Below are 15,033 nucleotides of genomic sequence, written 5' to 3'. Positions count from 1 at the left end.
TCCCTATGGTGGGTGTGGCAGAAAAAGCGGTCACCGTCGTCGTGCCCAGCCTGCTGGCCAAGGTGACCGGCGAGCAGCGCGAACTGACCGTGCCGGCCTCCGGTCCGCAATCCGTGGCGGAGATCCTGGACGCCTTGGCCGGCGATTACCCGGTCTTCAACCGCCGGGTCCGCAACGAAACCGGTGCCATCCGCCGCTACGTCAACCTGTATCTCGACGGCGAGGACATCCGCACGCTGCAGGGACCGGCGACGCTGGTCGCACCCGGGCAGGAACTGCTGATTATCCAGTCCGTCGCCGGTGGATAGGATCCACGATTAAGCCGACAATGGTGTACCAATAGCCGCCGCAACTTGGAGGAGGGACCCGATGACCAGCAACAGCCAGCACGAAGCAGAGATCACGGAAGCCAACGAGGCGGACGTGCAGGAACAGGCCCTTCCAGTCCGCAGTGACGACCTGGAACACGAAGCATCGCCGGCGATGACCTCCACCTGGGAGGCGAACGAGGCGGACCTGCAGGAGCAGCTGGAACCGGTCAAGTCCGACGAGGACGACGAGTATCCGCGCGGGGAAGCCGAGTAGGACCGGTCCGCTCGGGACGCGGGAGTCCAACCCAAGGACGAGTTGGCAACGTGCGGGGAATCAGCCAGGGGCAGCGCCACGTGCCGTGCCGCCCGCTACTCCCCGACCAGTCCGTCCACTGCCTCGCGCAGCAGGTCGGCATGCCCGTTGTGCCGCGAGTACTCCTCGATCATGTGGACCAGGATCCACCGGAGGCTGGGAACCCCGGTAGTGGACCCGGTCGCCGAGCCGGTCCCGTCCAGGCCCCCGTCGGCCAGGGCTTCGGCGGTCAGGGAGCGGGAGCGTGCCACGGCTGTTTGCCACATCCGGCGGAGCTGTTCCGGCGTGTTGTCGCCCGCGGACTGCCAGTCCCAGTCCGGGCTGGCCTTCCAGTCCACTGTGTCCCAGGGTGGCTGCGGTTCCTGCCCGTGCAAGCGGTGGGAGAACCAGTAGTCCTCCACGAACGCCAGGTGCTTGAGCATGCCGCCCAGGGTCATGCGGGACGGCTCCAGGGTGGCGGCCAGTCCTTCCGCGCCCAGACCCGCGCATTTCCATTCGAGGGTGGCGCGGTGGAACTCCAGGAAACCCAGCAGTGTCTCCGCCTCCCCCGCCGCCAGCGGAGGGTCGGTGCGGCCTTGCTCGTCCACGTCGCTCATGGTCAGCGAGTCTAGCGGCACGGAATAATGGCCGCATGCGACTTGCAGTTTTCACCGGATCGGCCAGCGGCAGGGACGACATCTACGCGCGGGAGGCGGAGCGGTTCGCCACGGAACTGGCTTCCCGTGGGATCGGGATCGTGTACGGCGGCGGGCAGGTGGGCCTGATGGGCGTCGTCGCGGACAGCGCGGTGGCAGCCGGCGGCGACGTGGTGGGCGTGATCCCGGTGTCGTTGGACAAGACCGAAGTGGGGCACCTCGGGCTGAGCACCCTGCACGTGGTGGACTCCATGCACGAGCGGAAACAAATGATGGCGGACCTGGCCGACGCCTTCGTGGCGCTGCCGGGCGGCATCGGAACGCTGGAGGAGATTTTCGAGGCCTGGACGTGGCTTCAGCTCGGGATCCATGAGAAGCCGGTGGCCTTCCTGAACATCAACGGCTTCTGGGACCAGTTGCTGGCGACCATCGACGGCCTGGTCGCCGGCGGCTTCCTCAAGCAGGACTATCGGGATGCGGTCATCGTGGCCGGCTCCGCCGCCGAGCTGCTGGATGCCATCGAGGGCTGGACGCCGCCGGTGCGCAAGTGGCGGGATCCCGGCGAGCGCAGCCGCATCTAGCAGTCCGATTCGTGGCGGACGCGGACAGCGCCCCTCCCGTCCGGGAGAGGCGCTGTCGGTGGCAGCGGACGGCGGGGAGGGCCCGCCGTCGTACCGTGTGAGGCTTTGAGGCCTACGGGAAGAACTTGTCCAGCTCTGCCGGCTTCTGCAGGGTGCCGTACTTCAGGGCCGCGTCGGCGAGCTTCTGCGCCGCCTCCATGTTGAAGTCCTTGCGGAAGGTCGGCAGGGCCATCTCCGCGCGGGAGTCTTCGTCGATCTTGGTGTAGGTGCCCACGATCTCGCGGACCTCGTCCGGGTTCTCCTGCGCGTACTCCAGCGAGCGGTTCATCGCGGCCTGGAACTTCTTGACCAGCTCCGGATCGCCGGAGACCGTCTCGCCGGTGGCGAAGTAGCCGGAAATGTCCAGGTTCTTGTCGAAGTCGGCGAAGTTGTAGGAGACCACGCGGCCGCCGTCCTCGACGGACTGGGACAGGAACGGGTCCAGGATCCACGCTGCGTCCACCTGACCGTTGGCCAGCGCGGCCGGGGCGTCCGGGAAGCCGATCTCGACGAACTTCACGCTCTCGGGGTCGCCGCCGTCGGCCTCGATCACGCTGCGGATGGTGGTGTCACCGATGTTGGAGAGGGTATTCACGGACACGGTCTTGCCGGCCAGGTCCTTGGGCGACTTGATGTCCGAATCGCCCTTCACCACTACACCGCCGAAATCGTGCTTGGTGTCGCCCGAGGTGGAGTTGCCGTTGGCCACCAGCTGGATGTCCAGGCCCTTGTCGTTGGCCACCATGACCGAGACGACGTTGCCGAAGGCGAAGTCGAAGCCACCGCTGACCACGGCGGGGATGGCGGCCGCGCCGCCGGCGACGTTCTGGATGTCCAGGTCCAGGCCCTCTTCTTCGAAGAAGCCCTTCGAGTCACCGAGCCACAGCGGGGCGGTGTCCACGATCGGGATCACGCCGACGGTCACCTTGGTCAGGTCGCCGGCGCCGGCGGATTCGTTCCCGCCGGCCTCGTTGCCTCCGCCGCTGGGCGATCCGGATCCACAAGCCGCCAGGCCAAGCGCGGAGACACCGGCCAGCAGCGTCAGGAATGTTCGCTTCATGTCACTTCCTCAGTTCGAAAAAATCAAGTGACAGCGCCCGCGGTCTCCCCCAACCGGAGAGCGCGGCCATTGCGCTGCCACCGGGGACCACTATGTCACGGCTCACACCGGGTGCCTGCAGCGCGGACGAAATGTGACGCGTCACCCACTTTGTTGGCGCCGCCACCCTCTGTCCGCGTCACCCACTCTGCTGCCGGAACCGCACGTGACGCGCCCTCACCGGGCGGCGAGTTGCGCCTTGACCTGCTTGCGCAGCACCTTGCCCAAAATCGACGTGGGCAGCTCCTCCACCGCAACGATCCGGCGCGGGACCTTGTACGCGGCCAGCCGGCCGCGGCAGTAGTCCCGCAACCCCTGTTCATCCAGCCGGACCGTGCCTTCGGGGCGCAGCACGACGGCGGCCGCCACCTCCTCGCCGCCCTCCGGGCGCGGAAGGCCGACCGCGGCCGCCTCCATCACGTCCGGGTGTGAGCGGAGGGCGTCTTCGACTTCGGACGGCGACACGTTGAAGCCGCCGGTGATGATCAGTTCCTTGACCCGGTCGACGATGCGGACGTTGTGCTGCCCGTCCACGGTGACGATGTCGCCGGTGCGCACCCAGCCGCCGTCGAGCAGGACCTCCGCCGTTTGCTCCGGCTTGCCCCAGTATCCCTGGAAGACCTGCGGGCCGCGGATCAGCAGTTCGCCCGGCTGTCCCGGCGCGACGTCGCGCGCCGGGTCCTCCGGGTCAACCACCCGCATCTCCGTGCTGGGGAACGGGACACCGATCGTGCCGTTCTGCCGCGTCGGCGCGAACGGGTTGCCCAGGGCCACCGGCGATGTCTCCGTCATCCCGTAACCCTCCACCAGCAGGCCGCCGGCGGTGTCCTCCCACAGGTCCACGGTGGCCTGCGGCAGGTTCATGGCACCCGAGATGGCGAACCGCACGGACCCCAAATCCGCCCGGCGCTTCCTGGCCTCCCGGGCGGTCCGCTCGTAGATGGGCGGCACCGCGCAGAAGATGGTGGGCGGGGTCTTCTTCGCCGCTGCCAGCACCAGATCCACGTCAAACTTGGGAAACAGGACCACCCGCGCGCCGATGAGCACCCCGAACGTCAGGTGCAGTGTCATCCCGAAGGCATGGAACATCGGCAGGATCGCGTACATGACCTCCTTGCCCTCGGCCACGCCGTGCATCCACGCGCGGCCCTGCTCCGCGTTGGCCCGCAGGTTCCGGTGCGAGAGCATGGCGCCCTTGGGTTTGCCGGTGGTGCCGGAGGTGTACTGGATGGCCGCCAGGTCGGTCACCGCCGGCCGGGGGTGCGACTTCTTCAGCGGCCTGGCCTGCAGCAGCCTCTCCCACGTCACGGTTCCCTTAACCCGCGTGGTCAGCGCCTTCCGCGCGGTCCTGGCCGCCGGGACGGGCAGTCGCAGGGCCAGGCGCTTGGCCCGGGGCATCGCACCGGTGAGGTCAACTGACACGATCGCCTTGACCTCGATGTCCGGCGGAAACGCCTGCACCTTGGCCACCACGTTGTTCCAGACAATGGCAACCGTCGCCCCGTGGTCCTCGAACTGGTGGCGGAGTTCGCGCTCGGTGTACAGCGGATTATGTTCGACGACGACGGCGCCCAGGCGCAGCACGGCGTAGAAGGCCACCACGTGCTGGGGGCAGTTCGGCAGGATCAAGGCCACGCGGCTGCCCGGGCCTACGCCAAGCCGGCGCAGGCCTTCCGCCGCCCGGTCGATCTGCCGGCCCAGCTCGCGATAGCTGGTCGTGGCGCCGAAAAAGTCGAGGGCCGTCTTCCTCCGGAACCGGCGGACCGAGTCTTCCAGCATGTGCGACAGGGATTCGGTCGGTACATCGATCTCGGCCGGCACGCCTGGCTGGTAGTTCTGCAGCCACGGGCGATTCTCAACGGTGGACACAGCAGCGACACGTCCTCTCACTCGGTTGCTACCAGTCTAGGGCGCGTCTTTTGGGCCCAACCAGCAGCGCCCCGCCCTCCTCACGGAGAACGGGGCGCTGCGATGCATGCCGGATTACTGCGCGGGCAGCTGCAGAACCTGGTCCACGAAGATCAGGTTCGGATCGGAAACGGTGTCCGCATTGGCGGCGAACAACTCCTGCCATCCGCCCTGAAGGCCCAGGGACTGGGCGATCTTGCCCAGGGTGTCGCCGGGCTGCACGGTGTAGGTTTCGCCGCTGACCGCCGGTGCCTGGACCGCGGGTGCGGCCGGTGCCGGGGCCGGAGCCTGGGCGACCGGTGCCTGCTGGACCGGCGCCTGCTGGACCGGCGCCTGGGCGACCGGTGCCTGCTGGACGGGTGCCTGCTGGATCTGGGCCGACTGGCTGCTCACCTGCGACCCTCCGCCGCCGCCGGCCAGTCCCAGCTTGGACGAGCAGGCGGGCCAGGCGCCCCACCCCTGGCTGTCCAGGACGTTCTCGGCCACGGCAATCTGCTCGGCGCGGCTTGCGTCGGCGGCAGAACCGCTGCCGCCGTTAGCCGCCCACGTGCCCGGGGCGAACTGCAGGCCGCCGGAGTAGCCGTTGCCGGTGTTGATGTTCCAGTCGCCGCCGGACTCACACTGGGCCAAGGCGTCCCAGGTTGCCCCGTCGGCCGCGTTCGCGGCCGGTCCGACCAGCGCAACGCTGGCTCCGGTAAGGGCGACGGCGGCGAGGCCGCCACGCAGGGCACGGCTAAGGTTCAGGTTTTTATTTGGATTCACAATGCTCCGGTTCGGCCGCCTTATGCTCAGTCCGTCCCCGAACGTCTCCGCACCGCCGTCAGCCACTCGCAAAATCGAGGTCATGTGGACGTCTGCCATTCTGACGGCGAAAGGCGTGGGCAGCGTCCGGGCATTCCATGGGTAGATCGCGCCGGAAGTTCCGGCATCCCCTGGCGCGGTCATCTGACCCGCGCACGAACTGCACGTTACCGTAAAGTAACCAACGTTGCAAAACCGTGATCTAGTAACAGTGTGTCGGTGCGCGCCGCGGCCCGAATCACGGCTAGGTGCACCCCGGCCCCTTCGGGCTCTTCCCAGTGCCCGGCCCAGGACGTAGCGTGGGGATTCCTATTCGATCGGAAGGTTTTCCCATGGCAGAGAATCCCAGTCCCATTGACATCCAGAAGGCGCTGGGCGGCGTGGACTACCCGGCATCCGCCGCCGACCTGGTGAAGAACGCGGAACAATCCGGGGCCGGGGACGACGTCCTCTCGGCGCTCAAGAATCTCCCCGACAAGCAGTACGAAAGCCCGGCCGAGGTCAGCAAAGCGGTAGCCGGCAACTAACGCCCTCGGCCAGCAGTCCTGTCCACCGGCACCAACTCGACGTCGAGGAGCCGGCCGCCGTCGGCCGTCGCGGTCATATACGTGCAGACCGGCTGACGGCGGCGGTCCGTCGGCGACCCCGGGTTCAGCAGCCGCAGGCCGCCGGGCGACGTGGTGTCCCACGGGATGTGGCTGTGGCCAAACACCAGCACGTCGGCATCGGGGAAGCGAGCCTGGCAGCGCTGTTCGCGCCCCTTTGCCGCCCCGGTTTCGTGCACCATGGCGAACCGGACCCCGGCGATGGTCGCCCGGGCAATCTCCGGCAGTCGCGCGCGCAGGTCGTCGCCGTCGTTGTTGCCGTACACACCGACCAGCCGACGGCTCCGCTCTTCCAGGTCGTTGAGCAGCCCGGCGGTGACCCAATCGCCGGCGTGGAAGACGACGTCGGCCGCCTCCACCGCGTCCCACACCTGGTCCGGAAGGTGCCGCGCCCGCTTCGGCACGTGTGTGTCCGCCAGCAGCAGCAAGGAGGTGGGCATACCGGCATCCTCGCATATCGGATCAGAGGCCGACGGCCATGCGCAGCCCGAGCGCCAGCATGACCACGGCGATCAGCCCGTCGAGCAGGCGCCAGGAGCCGGGCCGGGCGAAGAAGGGACGCAGCAGCCGGGCGCCGAAGCCGAGGGCGCCGAACCAGATGAGGCTGCCCGCCACGGCCCCGGCGCCGAAATACCAGCGCAGTTCCGGCCCCTGGGTGTTGGCGATGGAACCGAGCAGCAGCACCGTGTCCAGATACACGTGCGGGTTCAGCCAGGTCAGGGCCAGCGCCGTGGCAGCCGTTGCGGCCAGTCCCCCGCCGGAGCGATTGGCCGAGGCGGTCAGCACGCCCGGCCTGATCGCCCGTTTGGCGGCGAACACCGCGTAGGCCAGCAGGAACGCCGCCCCGCCCAGCCGGATGACGTCCACCACCGCCGGGGCGGCCTCGATCACGGCGCCGATGCCGGCAATCCCGGCGGTGATCAACAGTGCATCGGACACCGCGCAGATGAGAACGACGACGCCGATGTGCTCGCCGCGGATGCCCTGGCGCAGCACGAAGGCGTTTTGCGCGCCGATGGCGACGATCAGGGCCAGCCCGGTTCCCAGGCCCAGCAAGACGGCGGGAGCGATAGCGGTAGTCACAACAGTCGACGCTACTGACAACGCGCGCATCAGTACAGCTAAAGAAACTTCAGTTACGTAAGCTTGGCTTATGCAGCCGTTCCAGTTCGACCATCTGGCGACCTTCGCCGTCGTCGTCCAGGAGGGCAGCTTCGATGCCGCCTCCCGCGCGCTCCACGTGACACCCTCGGCCGTGTCCCAACGGATCAAGTCCATGGAGCGCGCGGCCGGGCAGGTCCTGTTGCAGCGCACCGCTCCGGTGCGGCCGACGGCGGCCGGAGAGGTGGTCCTGCGGCTGGCGCGGCAGGTGCGGGTCCTGCAGGCCGACGCGCAGCGCGAACTCGGCGGCGACGGTGACGGCGTGGCCCTGCCGCTGGTGGTCAACGCCGATTCGCTGGCCACCTGGTTCCTGGGCGCGCTGGCCCGCATGCCGCGCGACCGCGGGGTGTTTTTCGAAGTCCACCGCGAAGACGAGCAGCATTCGACCTCCCTGCTGCGGGCCGGACGGGTGACGGCCGCGGTGACGGCGACGCCGGAACCGGTCCAGAGCTGCTCGGTGGAGGCGCTCGGCGCGCTGCGCTACCGGGCGGTGGCCAGCCCGGCCTACCTGGCTCACTGGCGTCCCGCCGGGACCGGACACGCCGACCCGGCGTGGCTGGCGGCCGCACCCGTGCTCGATTTTGACCGCAAGGACGACCTGCAGGAGCTCTTCTACCGGGAACTGACCGGCGCTGCGCTGGCGGCGCCGCGCCATTATCTGCCCGCCTCGGCGGAGTTTGCCTCGGCGGTCCGGCTGGGCTTCGGCTGGGCCCTGCTGCCGGAGCAACAGTGCCTGGCTGACGTCCGCACCGGGACGCTGCACGAACTGGCCCCCGACCTGCCGGTGGACGTGCCGTTGTACTGGCAGCGCTGGAAAATCAGCTCGCCGGTGCTGGACGAACTGACTGCCTGCGTTCGGCAGACCGCCCAGGAGCAGCTGCGGCAGCGCTAGCTCAGCGCCCGGAAATCCCGCGGCGCGCGGCGCCTCCGCCCGCCGCCAGGGGGAGCCGTTTTCTCCGCCCCGAACCCCGGCACCCGTGCCCGGCCCCTACAGTGGAGGGGGAGATCCAGACGAAGGGGCACGATGCAAGACCGCATTCGCAACGCCCGCCTGCTCGAGCGCGTGATGAGCGCGGAGCAGGCGGCAGAACTGATCAAACCCGGCATGACCGTGGCCATGAGCGGCTTCACCGGCGCCGGTTATCCGAAGGCGGTGCCGCAGGCGCTCGCGGCACGGATGGAAACCGCGCACGCGGCCGGGGAGCAGTTCAAGATCCGCGTACTCACCGGCGCTTCGACGGCCCCTGAGCTCGACGGCGCCCTCGCCAAGGTCGACGGGATGCAGCTGCGCCTGCCCTACCAGTCGGACCCGGCGCTGCGCGAACGGATCAATGCCGGCGAGCTGGACTACATCGACATGCACCTCAGCCACGTCGCCCAGCACACCTGGTTCGGGTTTTTCGGCGACGTGGACCTGGCCGTGGTCGAGGCGGTGGGCATCCTCGAGGACGGACGGCTGATCCCGTCCACCTCGGTGGGCAACAACATGACCTGGCTCCGGCAGGCCAGCCAGGTCATCGTGGAGATCAACAACGCACAGCCGGTGGGTCTCGAGGGCATGCACGACGTCTACTACGGCACCGCCCTGCCGCCGGAGCGCAGGCCCATCCCGCTCGAGCATCCCGATGACCGGATCGGCGAACCCTACCTGCAGGTGGATCCGGACAAGATCGTGGCCGTCGTGCATACCGACGCGCCCGACCGGAACTCCCCCTTCAACCCGCCCGACGACGCGTCGCAGCAGATCGCCGGCCACCTGCTGGACTTCCTGGACCACGAGGTCCGGCGCGGGCGCCTGACCGAGCAGCTGCTGCCGCTGCAGTCCGGCGTCGGCAATATCCCCAACGCCGTGCTGGAAGGCCTGGCGGCCGGCGGCTACCGCGGCCTGACCGCCTACACCGAGGTCATCCAGGACGGCATGCTGCAGCTGCTCAAGGAGGGCGTGCTGCGCATGGCCTCCGCCACGTCCTTCTCGCTCAGCCGCACGGGCCTGGAGGAGTTCAATGCCAACGTCGACTACTACCGCGAGCGCATCATCCTGCGCACCCAGGAGATTTCCAACCACCCCGAGCTGGTCCGCCGGCTGGGCTGCATCTCGCTCAACGGCATGATCGAGGCGGACATCTACGGCAACGTCAACTCCACCCACGTGGCCGGCACCAAGGTCATGAACGGCATCGGCGGTTCCGGCGACTTCGCCCGGAACAGCTACCTGTCCGTGTTCATGTCCCCCAGCATGGCCAAGGGCGGGAAGGTGTCCAGCATCGTGCCGATGGCCAGCCACGTCGACCACACCGAGCACGACACGATGATCGTGATCACCGAGCAGGGTCTGGCCGACCTGCGCGGGCTCGCCCCGAAGCAGCGGGCGCGCAAGATCATCGAGACCTGCGCGCATCCGGATTACCGGCCCATGCTCCAGGACTACTTCGACCGGGCCTGCCGGGACAGCTTCGGCAAGCACACCCCGCACCTGCTCGGCGAGGCCTTGTCCTGGCACCAGCGCTTCGTGGAGACCGGCAGCATGCTCCCCGCACGGCAGTAACGGCCGGGAGTATGACGCCGTCGTGCCTTCGGCCTTTCGCCGCCCGGTGCGGCTGACGGTAGGCTGCTGGCTTGTACACGGGAGTCCGGTGAGCCGGGCTGAGAGGAAGCTTCTCAAGTTTCGACCGTTGAACCTGATCTGGATCATGCCAGCGCAGGGAGCAACCCTCACACCCGTGCCCTGCTCACTCAACAGAAGGGCGCGACAATGCAGACATCCGACGGCATGCACCTGGTGGCGATGGTCAACCCGCCGACCAGCCAGTATTCGGAGAACTGGCGGCATCCGCTCTCCCGGCGGGACTGGCTGAGCGCGGAGTTTTACCTCGATCTGGGCCGGACGCTGGAACGAGGCTGCTTCGACATGCTGTTCCTGCCCGACGCGCTGGCCGTCCCGGAGGACAACACGGGCGACTACGCCACCACGCTGGTCACCGGCGGCAAGGGCGCCATCTATCTCGACCCCTTGGTCACCCTGTCGCTGGTCGCCGGCGCGACCAAGCACCTGGGCCTGGCCGCCACCATCTCCACGACCTTCACCCCGGCCTACACGATCGCCCGGAAGCTGCTCTCGCTGGATCACCTCTCCGGCGGCCGGGTCGCCTGGAACATCGTCACGTCCACCACCGACGCCGAGGCCGCCAACTTCGGCCTGGCCGCCATCCCGCCCAAGTCGGAGCGTTACGACCGGGCCGACGACGTCGTCCAAGCCGTGGTGGACCTGTGGGAAACCTGGGAACCCGGGGCACTGACACTGGATGCCTCGGGACGCCGGTTTGCGGATCCGGAGCGCGTCCGCCGGATACCCGAACGGCCCCGGCGCGACGGCGACGACGACCGTCCGCTGAGCCGCGGTCCGATCACCCTGCCGCGCAGCCCGCAGGGACGGCCGGTGCTCATGCAGGCCGGATCCTCCCCGCGCGGCATGGAGTTCGCCGCCCGCTGGGCCGAGGTCGTGTTCGCCGTCGCCGACACCCCGGACGCAATGCGCGCGGTGCGGACCGAACTGCGGGCCCGCGCTGCGGCCGCCGGACGGAATCCGGATCAGCTGGCCGTACTCCCGGCGGTCCAGCCGATCACCGGCGCCACGCCGGCCGCCGCCCGCCGGGCGCTGCGTGGCCTGGAGGCGGCGCTTGACGAGGAGGACGTCCTGACGAAGTTGGGCCGGCTCCTCCACGCGGCCCGGGAGGACCTGACGCCGGACGGCAGCGCCGAGGAGTTGCTGCTGGCCCATCGCGGGGCCACGGGCAGCGAGGGTTTTGAACAGATGCTCCTGGCCGCAGCCCGCCGGGAATCCATGACCGTCCGCGAGCTGGCGCTGGCGCAAGCCATGAACCAGCTGAAACCCCAGCCCGTGGGCGATCCGGCGGACATCGCCGACTACTTGTGCGAACTCTACGACTCTAAGGCGGCGGACGGTTTCGTGATCATGTCGGCCCTCTACCCGTCCTCGCTCGAAGACTTCGTCAACGGCGTGGTGCCGGAACTGCAGGCCCGGGGCCGGTTCCGGACCGCCTATTCGGGACACACCCTGCGCGATCACCTGGGAGCCTCCCCGAAAGGCAGCCGCTCCGTCGCGTCTTAGCAGCCCTTCCGCTCCGGCTCAGCGCTGGTAGATCCGGGCGAGCACGGCGTCGAAGACCCGGTCGGGCAGCAGCCGGCGGGCGCCCATGATCGTCCGCGCGCCCCTGCCGACCGGGTACCGGCTGCGCGTGCGCCGAGCGGCCGCCACCCGGGCGATGCGCCGGCCCACAACGTCCGGCCGCGTTCCCGTGCGTTCCGTGTACGCCCCGGCAATCGCCCGCGCCACGCTCTCTGCCTGCGGCGCGTAGGCCGTGCCTTCGGAACTCTGCTGCAGGCTCTCCACCGCGATGGCGTCCCACTCGGTCAGGATCGGCCCGGGCTCGACGATCACCACGTCGATGCCGAAGGGCCTGAGCTCCACTCGAAGACAGTCCGACAAACCCTCGACCGCGAATTTGGCCGCGTGGTACCAGCCGCCGAGGGGTTCGTAGAACACGCCGCCGATCGAGGAGACGTTGATGATCCGCCCGGTACCCTGGGCCCGCATGGCCGGGACCGCCAGCTGGATGAGCCGCCCCAGCCCGAACAGGTTCACTTCGAACTGCTGCCGGGCGTCCTCCAGCGGCACGTTCTCGATGGCGCCGTAGGAGGCGTACCCGGCATTGTTGACCAGCACGTCCAGCCGTCCCTGCTCCGACAGGATGTGCTCCACCCCGCGCACCATCGACGCGTCGTCGGCCAGGTCCATCTCGAGGACGCGCACCCCGTGCTCTTCCAACGGGCGCATCCTCTCCACCCGGCGCGCGGCCGCATAGACGGTGAAGCCGCCGCGTGCCAGTTCCCGGCAGGTGTGTTCCCCGATCCCGGAGGACGCTCCGGTAACCAGGGCGACTTTGTCCGTCATCATCAAGCCCGCCTCACTTTTCCAAAGCCATGACGACGGCGGTGCGCGCCTCGTCCGGCAACGTCCGGCCGGCGCCGTCGGGCGCGAAGAGCCGCCGGCAACCGTCGAGTTCCACCGTCAGCGGAGCACCGGCGCCCTGCCCCTCAGCGAGCGGCCAGAGCACCGCAAACTCCGTTGCGTCGTCGGCGCATTCGCCAGCATCCGGATCCTGTGCGGCCGCGTTCAGGAGGGCGTCCTTTGCCGTGCCCTCCAGGCTCCTGCCCTTGGAAAAAATCCCCGACACGATCCGGATGACGCCAAAATTCAGGTCCGGCTGCGCGTCGGCGGGCAGTTCATCCTCTGCGGCCGGCACCGGCGCGGTCCGGTACTCGCAGATCCTCAAGGCGTCGACCTCGCCGGCGCGTGGCAAGAGGCCGGGGGAACCTGGCACGCCCTCGCCGCTGCCGCGCGGCTGCTCCGCTCCCGGCTGCTCGAACGGCGCCAGCTCAGTCACTCCCGGCATCGCCTTGAAGCCCCACTCGGCGGGGCAACCGGCATCCAGTGCCGCCCTCGGCTGGATCAGTTCCAGCCGGTGCCGGGTGGACTCGATCACGGTCATGCCCGCCAGGACCTCGCGGACCCCGGGTTTCGTCTTGCCGCAGGAATCCGTCGGCCAGGCGGCCCGCATGGCCTTGCCGGCCGCATCCACCAACCACAGATCGGGGACCATTTCCATGTCGGCGGTGCAGACCAGGTTCGCCCTGGGTCCGTCGCTGGGCTGCGCCAGCGCAGTGAGCAGCGCGTCAATGTTTCCGGTGAGCCGCTCTTCCGTGACCGCCGACCACAGGCCGTCCTCGTCCTCGACGGTTGCCATCGCCAGGGCATCACAGCGGATGACGTCGACCGGCGCGAAGGCTTCGGGCACGCCGCCGACCGCCGGCGGCGGAGGTACGGACGGATTCCTTGGTTCGACCATGTGCTGTGCTGTTGTGCAATCGACGGCGTCAACCAACTCGGCCTCGGGCCGTGCTGGTTCCCCCGGATCTCCCGGCAGCTGCCCGCAGGCCGCCAGGGTGCCCGCCGTCAGCACTGCCGCCATCACCGGCCCAAGCCTCCGGCCCCGGCTTCCCTGCCGCCGCTTCCGCTTCACCGCGCCCGTCCCCCGATCACCGTCGATGCCGTCAGTGTAGCGAGGCGCTTCGGAAAAGCATCGCCGGCGCGGCCGCCGGGCAGAGGGGTGAACCTGCGCCGGAGCGTTCAGGAAAGACGGCGGAACTCGCCCGCCCGGAGCTGGACATAGATCGGCAGGGTCATCTGGATGTGTGAAACGCCGACCGGCTCGTCCAGCAGTTCATTGATGGTGGTTTGCCCTTCCAACTCGGTCACTTCGCCATCCATGACTCGAGCCTACGTCGACCGGACGCTCCCCGGACCAAGACACGCGCCACCTGCTGCTTGGTGCCGCTCCTGCCGGGCATCCATGACGCTCGGGAGGGTTCACGTATCGTCCTCGGGCTATGGCGACAGTTGCTGTCGGTGATTAGAGTCGTCGACATGGAGAAGGTTCCGTGGGCAGCACCGTCCGGTTCCTGATCCTGCCGCTGATGCTGTTGGCGCTGCTTGCTGTGCCTGGATCCGTCGCCCCGCGATCGTATCCAAGCGCTATTGCGGGACTCGGAGATTCAATTACCCAGGCCGCAAACGCCTGCTGCCGGCCCGGCAACTACCCGGCCAAGTCCTGGTCAACCGGCGACGGGCGGTCCGACGACATCCGCAGCCACTACGAGCGGCTGGCGGCGCTGCACCCCCAGATCAACAACAACAACTTCAACGACTCGGCAAGCGGCGCCAAGGCGGCAGATCTTCCTGGACAGGCGTCCATGGCCGTGGCCCAGAAGGCGGACTACATCACCCTGCTCATCGGGGCCAACGACCTGTGTGCCTCGTCGGCATCAGCGATGACGTCCACCGCCGATTTCGCCAGGCACGTCGCGGCTGCCCTCGAGGCGCTGCACCGCGGGCTGCCGCAGGCCCGCATTTACGTCAGCAGCATTCCCGACCTTCATCGCCTGTGGTCCGTTCTGCGCACCGATCAGGAGGCCAGTCGCGTCTGGGCGGCCGCCGGAACCTGCCCGTCCATGCTCGGCGCAGCGGTCACCGAGGACCAGCGGCAGGAAGTGGTTGCCCGCGAGCGGGCCTTCAATGAGATCCTCGCGGAGACGTGTGCACGGTACGGGAACTGTCACTGGGACCGGGGCGCCGTGTACGCCTACAAGTTCTCCGCCGACGAGATCAGCACCCTGGACTACTTCCACCCCGGCCCGGCCGGCCAGGCCGCCCTGGCCGAGCTGACATGGCAGGCCTTCCAGGGACACCGCTGAACCTGCATGTCAGCCACCGGGCACCCCAGCACGGCCCCGTACCAGATGCCCAAGAGACATCTACCCAAAAGCGCGGCTGGGTTAGCAACTCTGCTGCTTTTCGTGCGGGGACGCCGCTACTCGTAAGATTTTGAAGTTCTTGTCAGCAACATCCGCCCTGCTTGATGACTCATTTTCTGCGCGTGTTAGCTTGATCACCGTCCTTTCCGGCGGGCCCGCCCGGAAAGCTGAACCACCGCTGCTACCTT

General features: G+C 68.6%; 17 protein-coding genes and 1 riboswitch. Of the genes, 8 read left to right on the top strand and 9 right to left on the bottom strand.

The genetic code is table 11. The annotated features are described in order from the left end of the window. Positions 1-5 precede the first annotated feature (5 nt). Entirely contained in the window at positions 6-308 is a 303-nt protein-coding gene (locus tag AC5RVG_RS08900) for a MoaD/ThiS family protein (protein WP_494013556.1), read from the top strand. 61 nt (positions 309-369) lie between these two features. Then, the gene (locus AC5RVG_RS08895; RefSeq protein WP_494013555.1) at positions 370-585 is read left to right on the top strand and encodes an Rv3202a family protein; all 216 of its coding nucleotides are present in this window, start codon (positions 370-372) and stop codon (positions 583-585) included. Between the two features lie 95 nt (positions 586-680). Here AC5RVG_RS08895 and AC5RVG_RS08890 read toward each other — a convergent pair whose 3' ends face one another. Further along, positions 681-1,220: a DinB family protein gene (locus AC5RVG_RS08890; RefSeq protein WP_494013554.1), complete on the bottom strand. Its 540-nt coding sequence runs from the start codon at positions 1,218-1,220 to the stop codon at positions 681-683. 35 nt (positions 1,221-1,255) lie between these two features. On the opposite strand from AC5RVG_RS08890, the gene AC5RVG_RS08885 reads away from it, so the two are divergent. Further along, complete coding sequence (locus AC5RVG_RS08885) at positions 1,256-1,840, top strand: LOG family protein (RefSeq protein WP_494013553.1); 585 nt, start codon at positions 1,256-1,258, stop codon at positions 1,838-1,840. A 112-nt stretch (positions 1,841-1,952) separates the two neighbouring features. On the opposite strand, the gene AC5RVG_RS08880 is transcribed toward AC5RVG_RS08885, so the two are convergent. The 3 genes from AC5RVG_RS08880 to AC5RVG_RS08870 all read right to left on the bottom strand — a co-directional run bounded on the left by AC5RVG_RS08880 (position 1,953) and on the right by AC5RVG_RS08870 (position 5,648). After that, a complete protein-coding gene (locus AC5RVG_RS08880; RefSeq protein WP_494013552.1) occupies positions 1,953-2,939 on the bottom strand; it encodes an ABC transporter substrate-binding protein in 987 nt (328 codons plus the stop codon). A gap of 216 nt (positions 2,940-3,155) precedes the next feature. Then, entirely contained in the window at positions 3,156-4,847 is a 1,692-nt protein-coding gene (locus AC5RVG_RS08875) for a long-chain-fatty-acid--CoA ligase (RefSeq protein WP_494013551.1), read from the bottom strand. Between the two features lie 114 nt (positions 4,848-4,961). Continuing rightward, the gene (locus tag AC5RVG_RS08870) at positions 4,962-5,648 is read right to left on the bottom strand and encodes a transglycosylase family protein (RefSeq protein WP_494013550.1); all 687 of its coding nucleotides are present in this window, start codon (positions 5,646-5,648) and stop codon (positions 4,962-4,964) included. Positions 5,649-6,019: 371 nt separating this feature from the next. On the opposite strand from AC5RVG_RS08870, the gene AC5RVG_RS08865 reads away from it, so the two are divergent. Then, positions 6,020-6,214: a DUF2795 domain-containing protein gene (locus tag AC5RVG_RS08865; protein ID WP_494013549.1), complete on the top strand. Its 195-nt coding sequence runs from the start codon at positions 6,020-6,022 to the stop codon at positions 6,212-6,214. On the opposite strand, the gene AC5RVG_RS08860 is transcribed toward AC5RVG_RS08865, so the two are convergent. After that, positions 6,211-6,732 (bottom strand): metallophosphoesterase family protein, encoded by a 522-nt coding sequence (locus AC5RVG_RS08860; protein WP_494013548.1) that lies wholly within the window; start codon positions 6,730-6,732, stop codon positions 6,211-6,213. The genes AC5RVG_RS08865 and AC5RVG_RS08860 overlap by 4 nt on opposite strands. A 22-nt stretch (positions 6,733-6,754) precedes the next feature. Continuing rightward, on the bottom strand, positions 6,755-7,375 hold the full coding sequence (locus AC5RVG_RS08855; protein WP_494013547.1) for a LysE/ArgO family amino acid transporter: 621 nt from the start codon (positions 7,373-7,375) through the stop codon (positions 6,755-6,757). 70 nt (positions 7,376-7,445) lie between these two features. Here AC5RVG_RS08855 and AC5RVG_RS08850 point away from each other — a divergent pair, with 70 nt between their 5' ends. The 3 genes from AC5RVG_RS08850 (at position 7,446) to AC5RVG_RS08840 (ending at position 11,582) form a co-directional block, all read left to right on the top strand. Then, positions 7,446-8,345 (top strand): LysR family transcriptional regulator ArgP, encoded by a 900-nt coding sequence (locus AC5RVG_RS08850; RefSeq protein ID WP_494013546.1) that lies wholly within the window; start codon positions 7,446-7,448, stop codon positions 8,343-8,345. Between the two features lie 132 nt (positions 8,346-8,477). Beyond that, the gene (scpC, locus tag AC5RVG_RS08845) at positions 8,478-9,998 is read left to right on the top strand and encodes a succinyl-CoA:acetate CoA-transferase ScpC (protein WP_494013545.1); all 1,521 of its coding nucleotides are present in this window, start codon (positions 8,478-8,480) and stop codon (positions 9,996-9,998) included. Between the two features lie 67 nt (positions 9,999-10,065). Beyond that, a riboswitch (TPP riboswitch) is annotated at positions 10,066-10,175 on the top strand. A gap of 30 nt (positions 10,176-10,205) precedes the next feature. Beyond that, positions 10,206-11,582: an NtaA/DmoA family FMN-dependent monooxygenase gene (locus AC5RVG_RS08840; protein ID WP_494013544.1), complete on the top strand. Its 1,377-nt coding sequence runs from the start codon at positions 10,206-10,208 to the stop codon at positions 11,580-11,582. An 18-nt stretch (positions 11,583-11,600) separates the two neighbouring features. Here AC5RVG_RS08840 and AC5RVG_RS08835 read toward each other — a convergent pair whose 3' ends face one another. From AC5RVG_RS08835 to AC5RVG_RS08825, 3 genes are all read right to left on the bottom strand, one after another. Further along, positions 11,601-12,425, bottom strand: coding sequence for an oxidoreductase (locus tag AC5RVG_RS08835; protein WP_494013774.1), 825 nt, complete (start codon positions 12,423-12,425; stop codon positions 11,601-11,603). Positions 12,426-12,438: 13 nt separating this feature from the next. After that, a complete protein-coding gene (locus tag AC5RVG_RS08830) occupies positions 12,439-13,506 on the bottom strand; it encodes a hypothetical protein (RefSeq protein WP_494013543.1) in 1,068 nt (355 codons plus the stop codon). Positions 13,507-13,661: 155 nt separating this feature from the next. Continuing rightward, complete coding sequence (locus AC5RVG_RS08825) at positions 13,662-13,802, bottom strand: hypothetical protein (protein ID WP_493979801.1); 141 nt, start codon at positions 13,800-13,802, stop codon at positions 13,662-13,664. A 170-nt stretch (positions 13,803-13,972) separates the two neighbouring features. Between AC5RVG_RS08825 and AC5RVG_RS08820 the strand changes: the two genes are divergently transcribed. Next, positions 13,973-14,785, top strand: coding sequence for an SGNH/GDSL hydrolase family protein (locus AC5RVG_RS08820; RefSeq protein ID WP_494013542.1), 813 nt, complete (start codon positions 13,973-13,975; stop codon positions 14,783-14,785). The last annotated feature ends 248 nt before the right edge of the window (positions 14,786-15,033 follow it).

The sequence above is a fragment of the Arthrobacter senegalensis genome (assembly GCF_059091765.1).
The sequence above is the reverse complement of the archived record's forward strand: the minus strand, read 5'-3'. Positions and strand labels throughout refer to the sequence as shown.

What these genes read in the sequence shown, in the direction of transcription:
- AC5RVG_RS08900 (WP_494013556.1), top strand. Translation starts at nt 6, where the DNA reads ATGGTGGGTGTGGCAGAAAAAGCGGTCACCGTCGTCGTGCCCAGCCTG.
- AC5RVG_RS08895 (WP_494013555.1), top strand. Translation starts at nt 370, where the DNA reads ATGACCAGCAACAGCCAGCACGAAGCAGAGATCACGGAAGCCAACGAG.
- AC5RVG_RS08890 (WP_494013554.1), bottom strand. Translation starts at nt 1,220, where the DNA reads ATGAGCGACGTGGACGAGCAAGGCCGCACCGACCCTCCGCTGGCGGCG.
- AC5RVG_RS08885 (WP_494013553.1), top strand. Translation starts at nt 1,256, where the DNA reads ATGCGACTTGCAGTTTTCACCGGATCGGCCAGCGGCAGGGACGACATC.
- AC5RVG_RS08880 (WP_494013552.1), bottom strand. Translation starts at nt 2,939, where the DNA reads ATGAAGCGAACATTCCTGACGCTGCTGGCCGGTGTCTCCGCGCTTGGC.
- AC5RVG_RS08865 (WP_494013549.1), top strand. Translation starts at nt 6,020, where the DNA reads ATGGCAGAGAATCCCAGTCCCATTGACATCCAGAAGGCGCTGGGCGGC.
- AC5RVG_RS08860 (WP_494013548.1), bottom strand. Translation starts at nt 6,732, where the DNA reads ATGCCCACCTCCTTGCTGCTGCTGGCGGACACACACGTGCCGAAGCGG.
- AC5RVG_RS08850 (WP_494013546.1), top strand. Translation starts at nt 7,446, where the DNA reads ATGCAGCCGTTCCAGTTCGACCATCTGGCGACCTTCGCCGTCGTCGTC.
- scpC (WP_494013545.1), top strand. Translation starts at nt 8,478, where the DNA reads ATGCAAGACCGCATTCGCAACGCCCGCCTGCTCGAGCGCGTGATGAGC.
- AC5RVG_RS08840 (WP_494013544.1), top strand. Translation starts at nt 10,206, where the DNA reads ATGCAGACATCCGACGGCATGCACCTGGTGGCGATGGTCAACCCGCCG.
- AC5RVG_RS08835 (WP_494013774.1), bottom strand. Translation starts at nt 12,425, where the DNA reads ATGACGGACAAAGTCGCCCTGGTTACCGGAGCGTCCTCCGGGATCGGG.
- AC5RVG_RS08825 (WP_493979801.1), bottom strand. Translation starts at nt 13,802, where the DNA reads ATGGATGGCGAAGTGACCGAGTTGGAAGGGCAAACCACCATCAATGAA.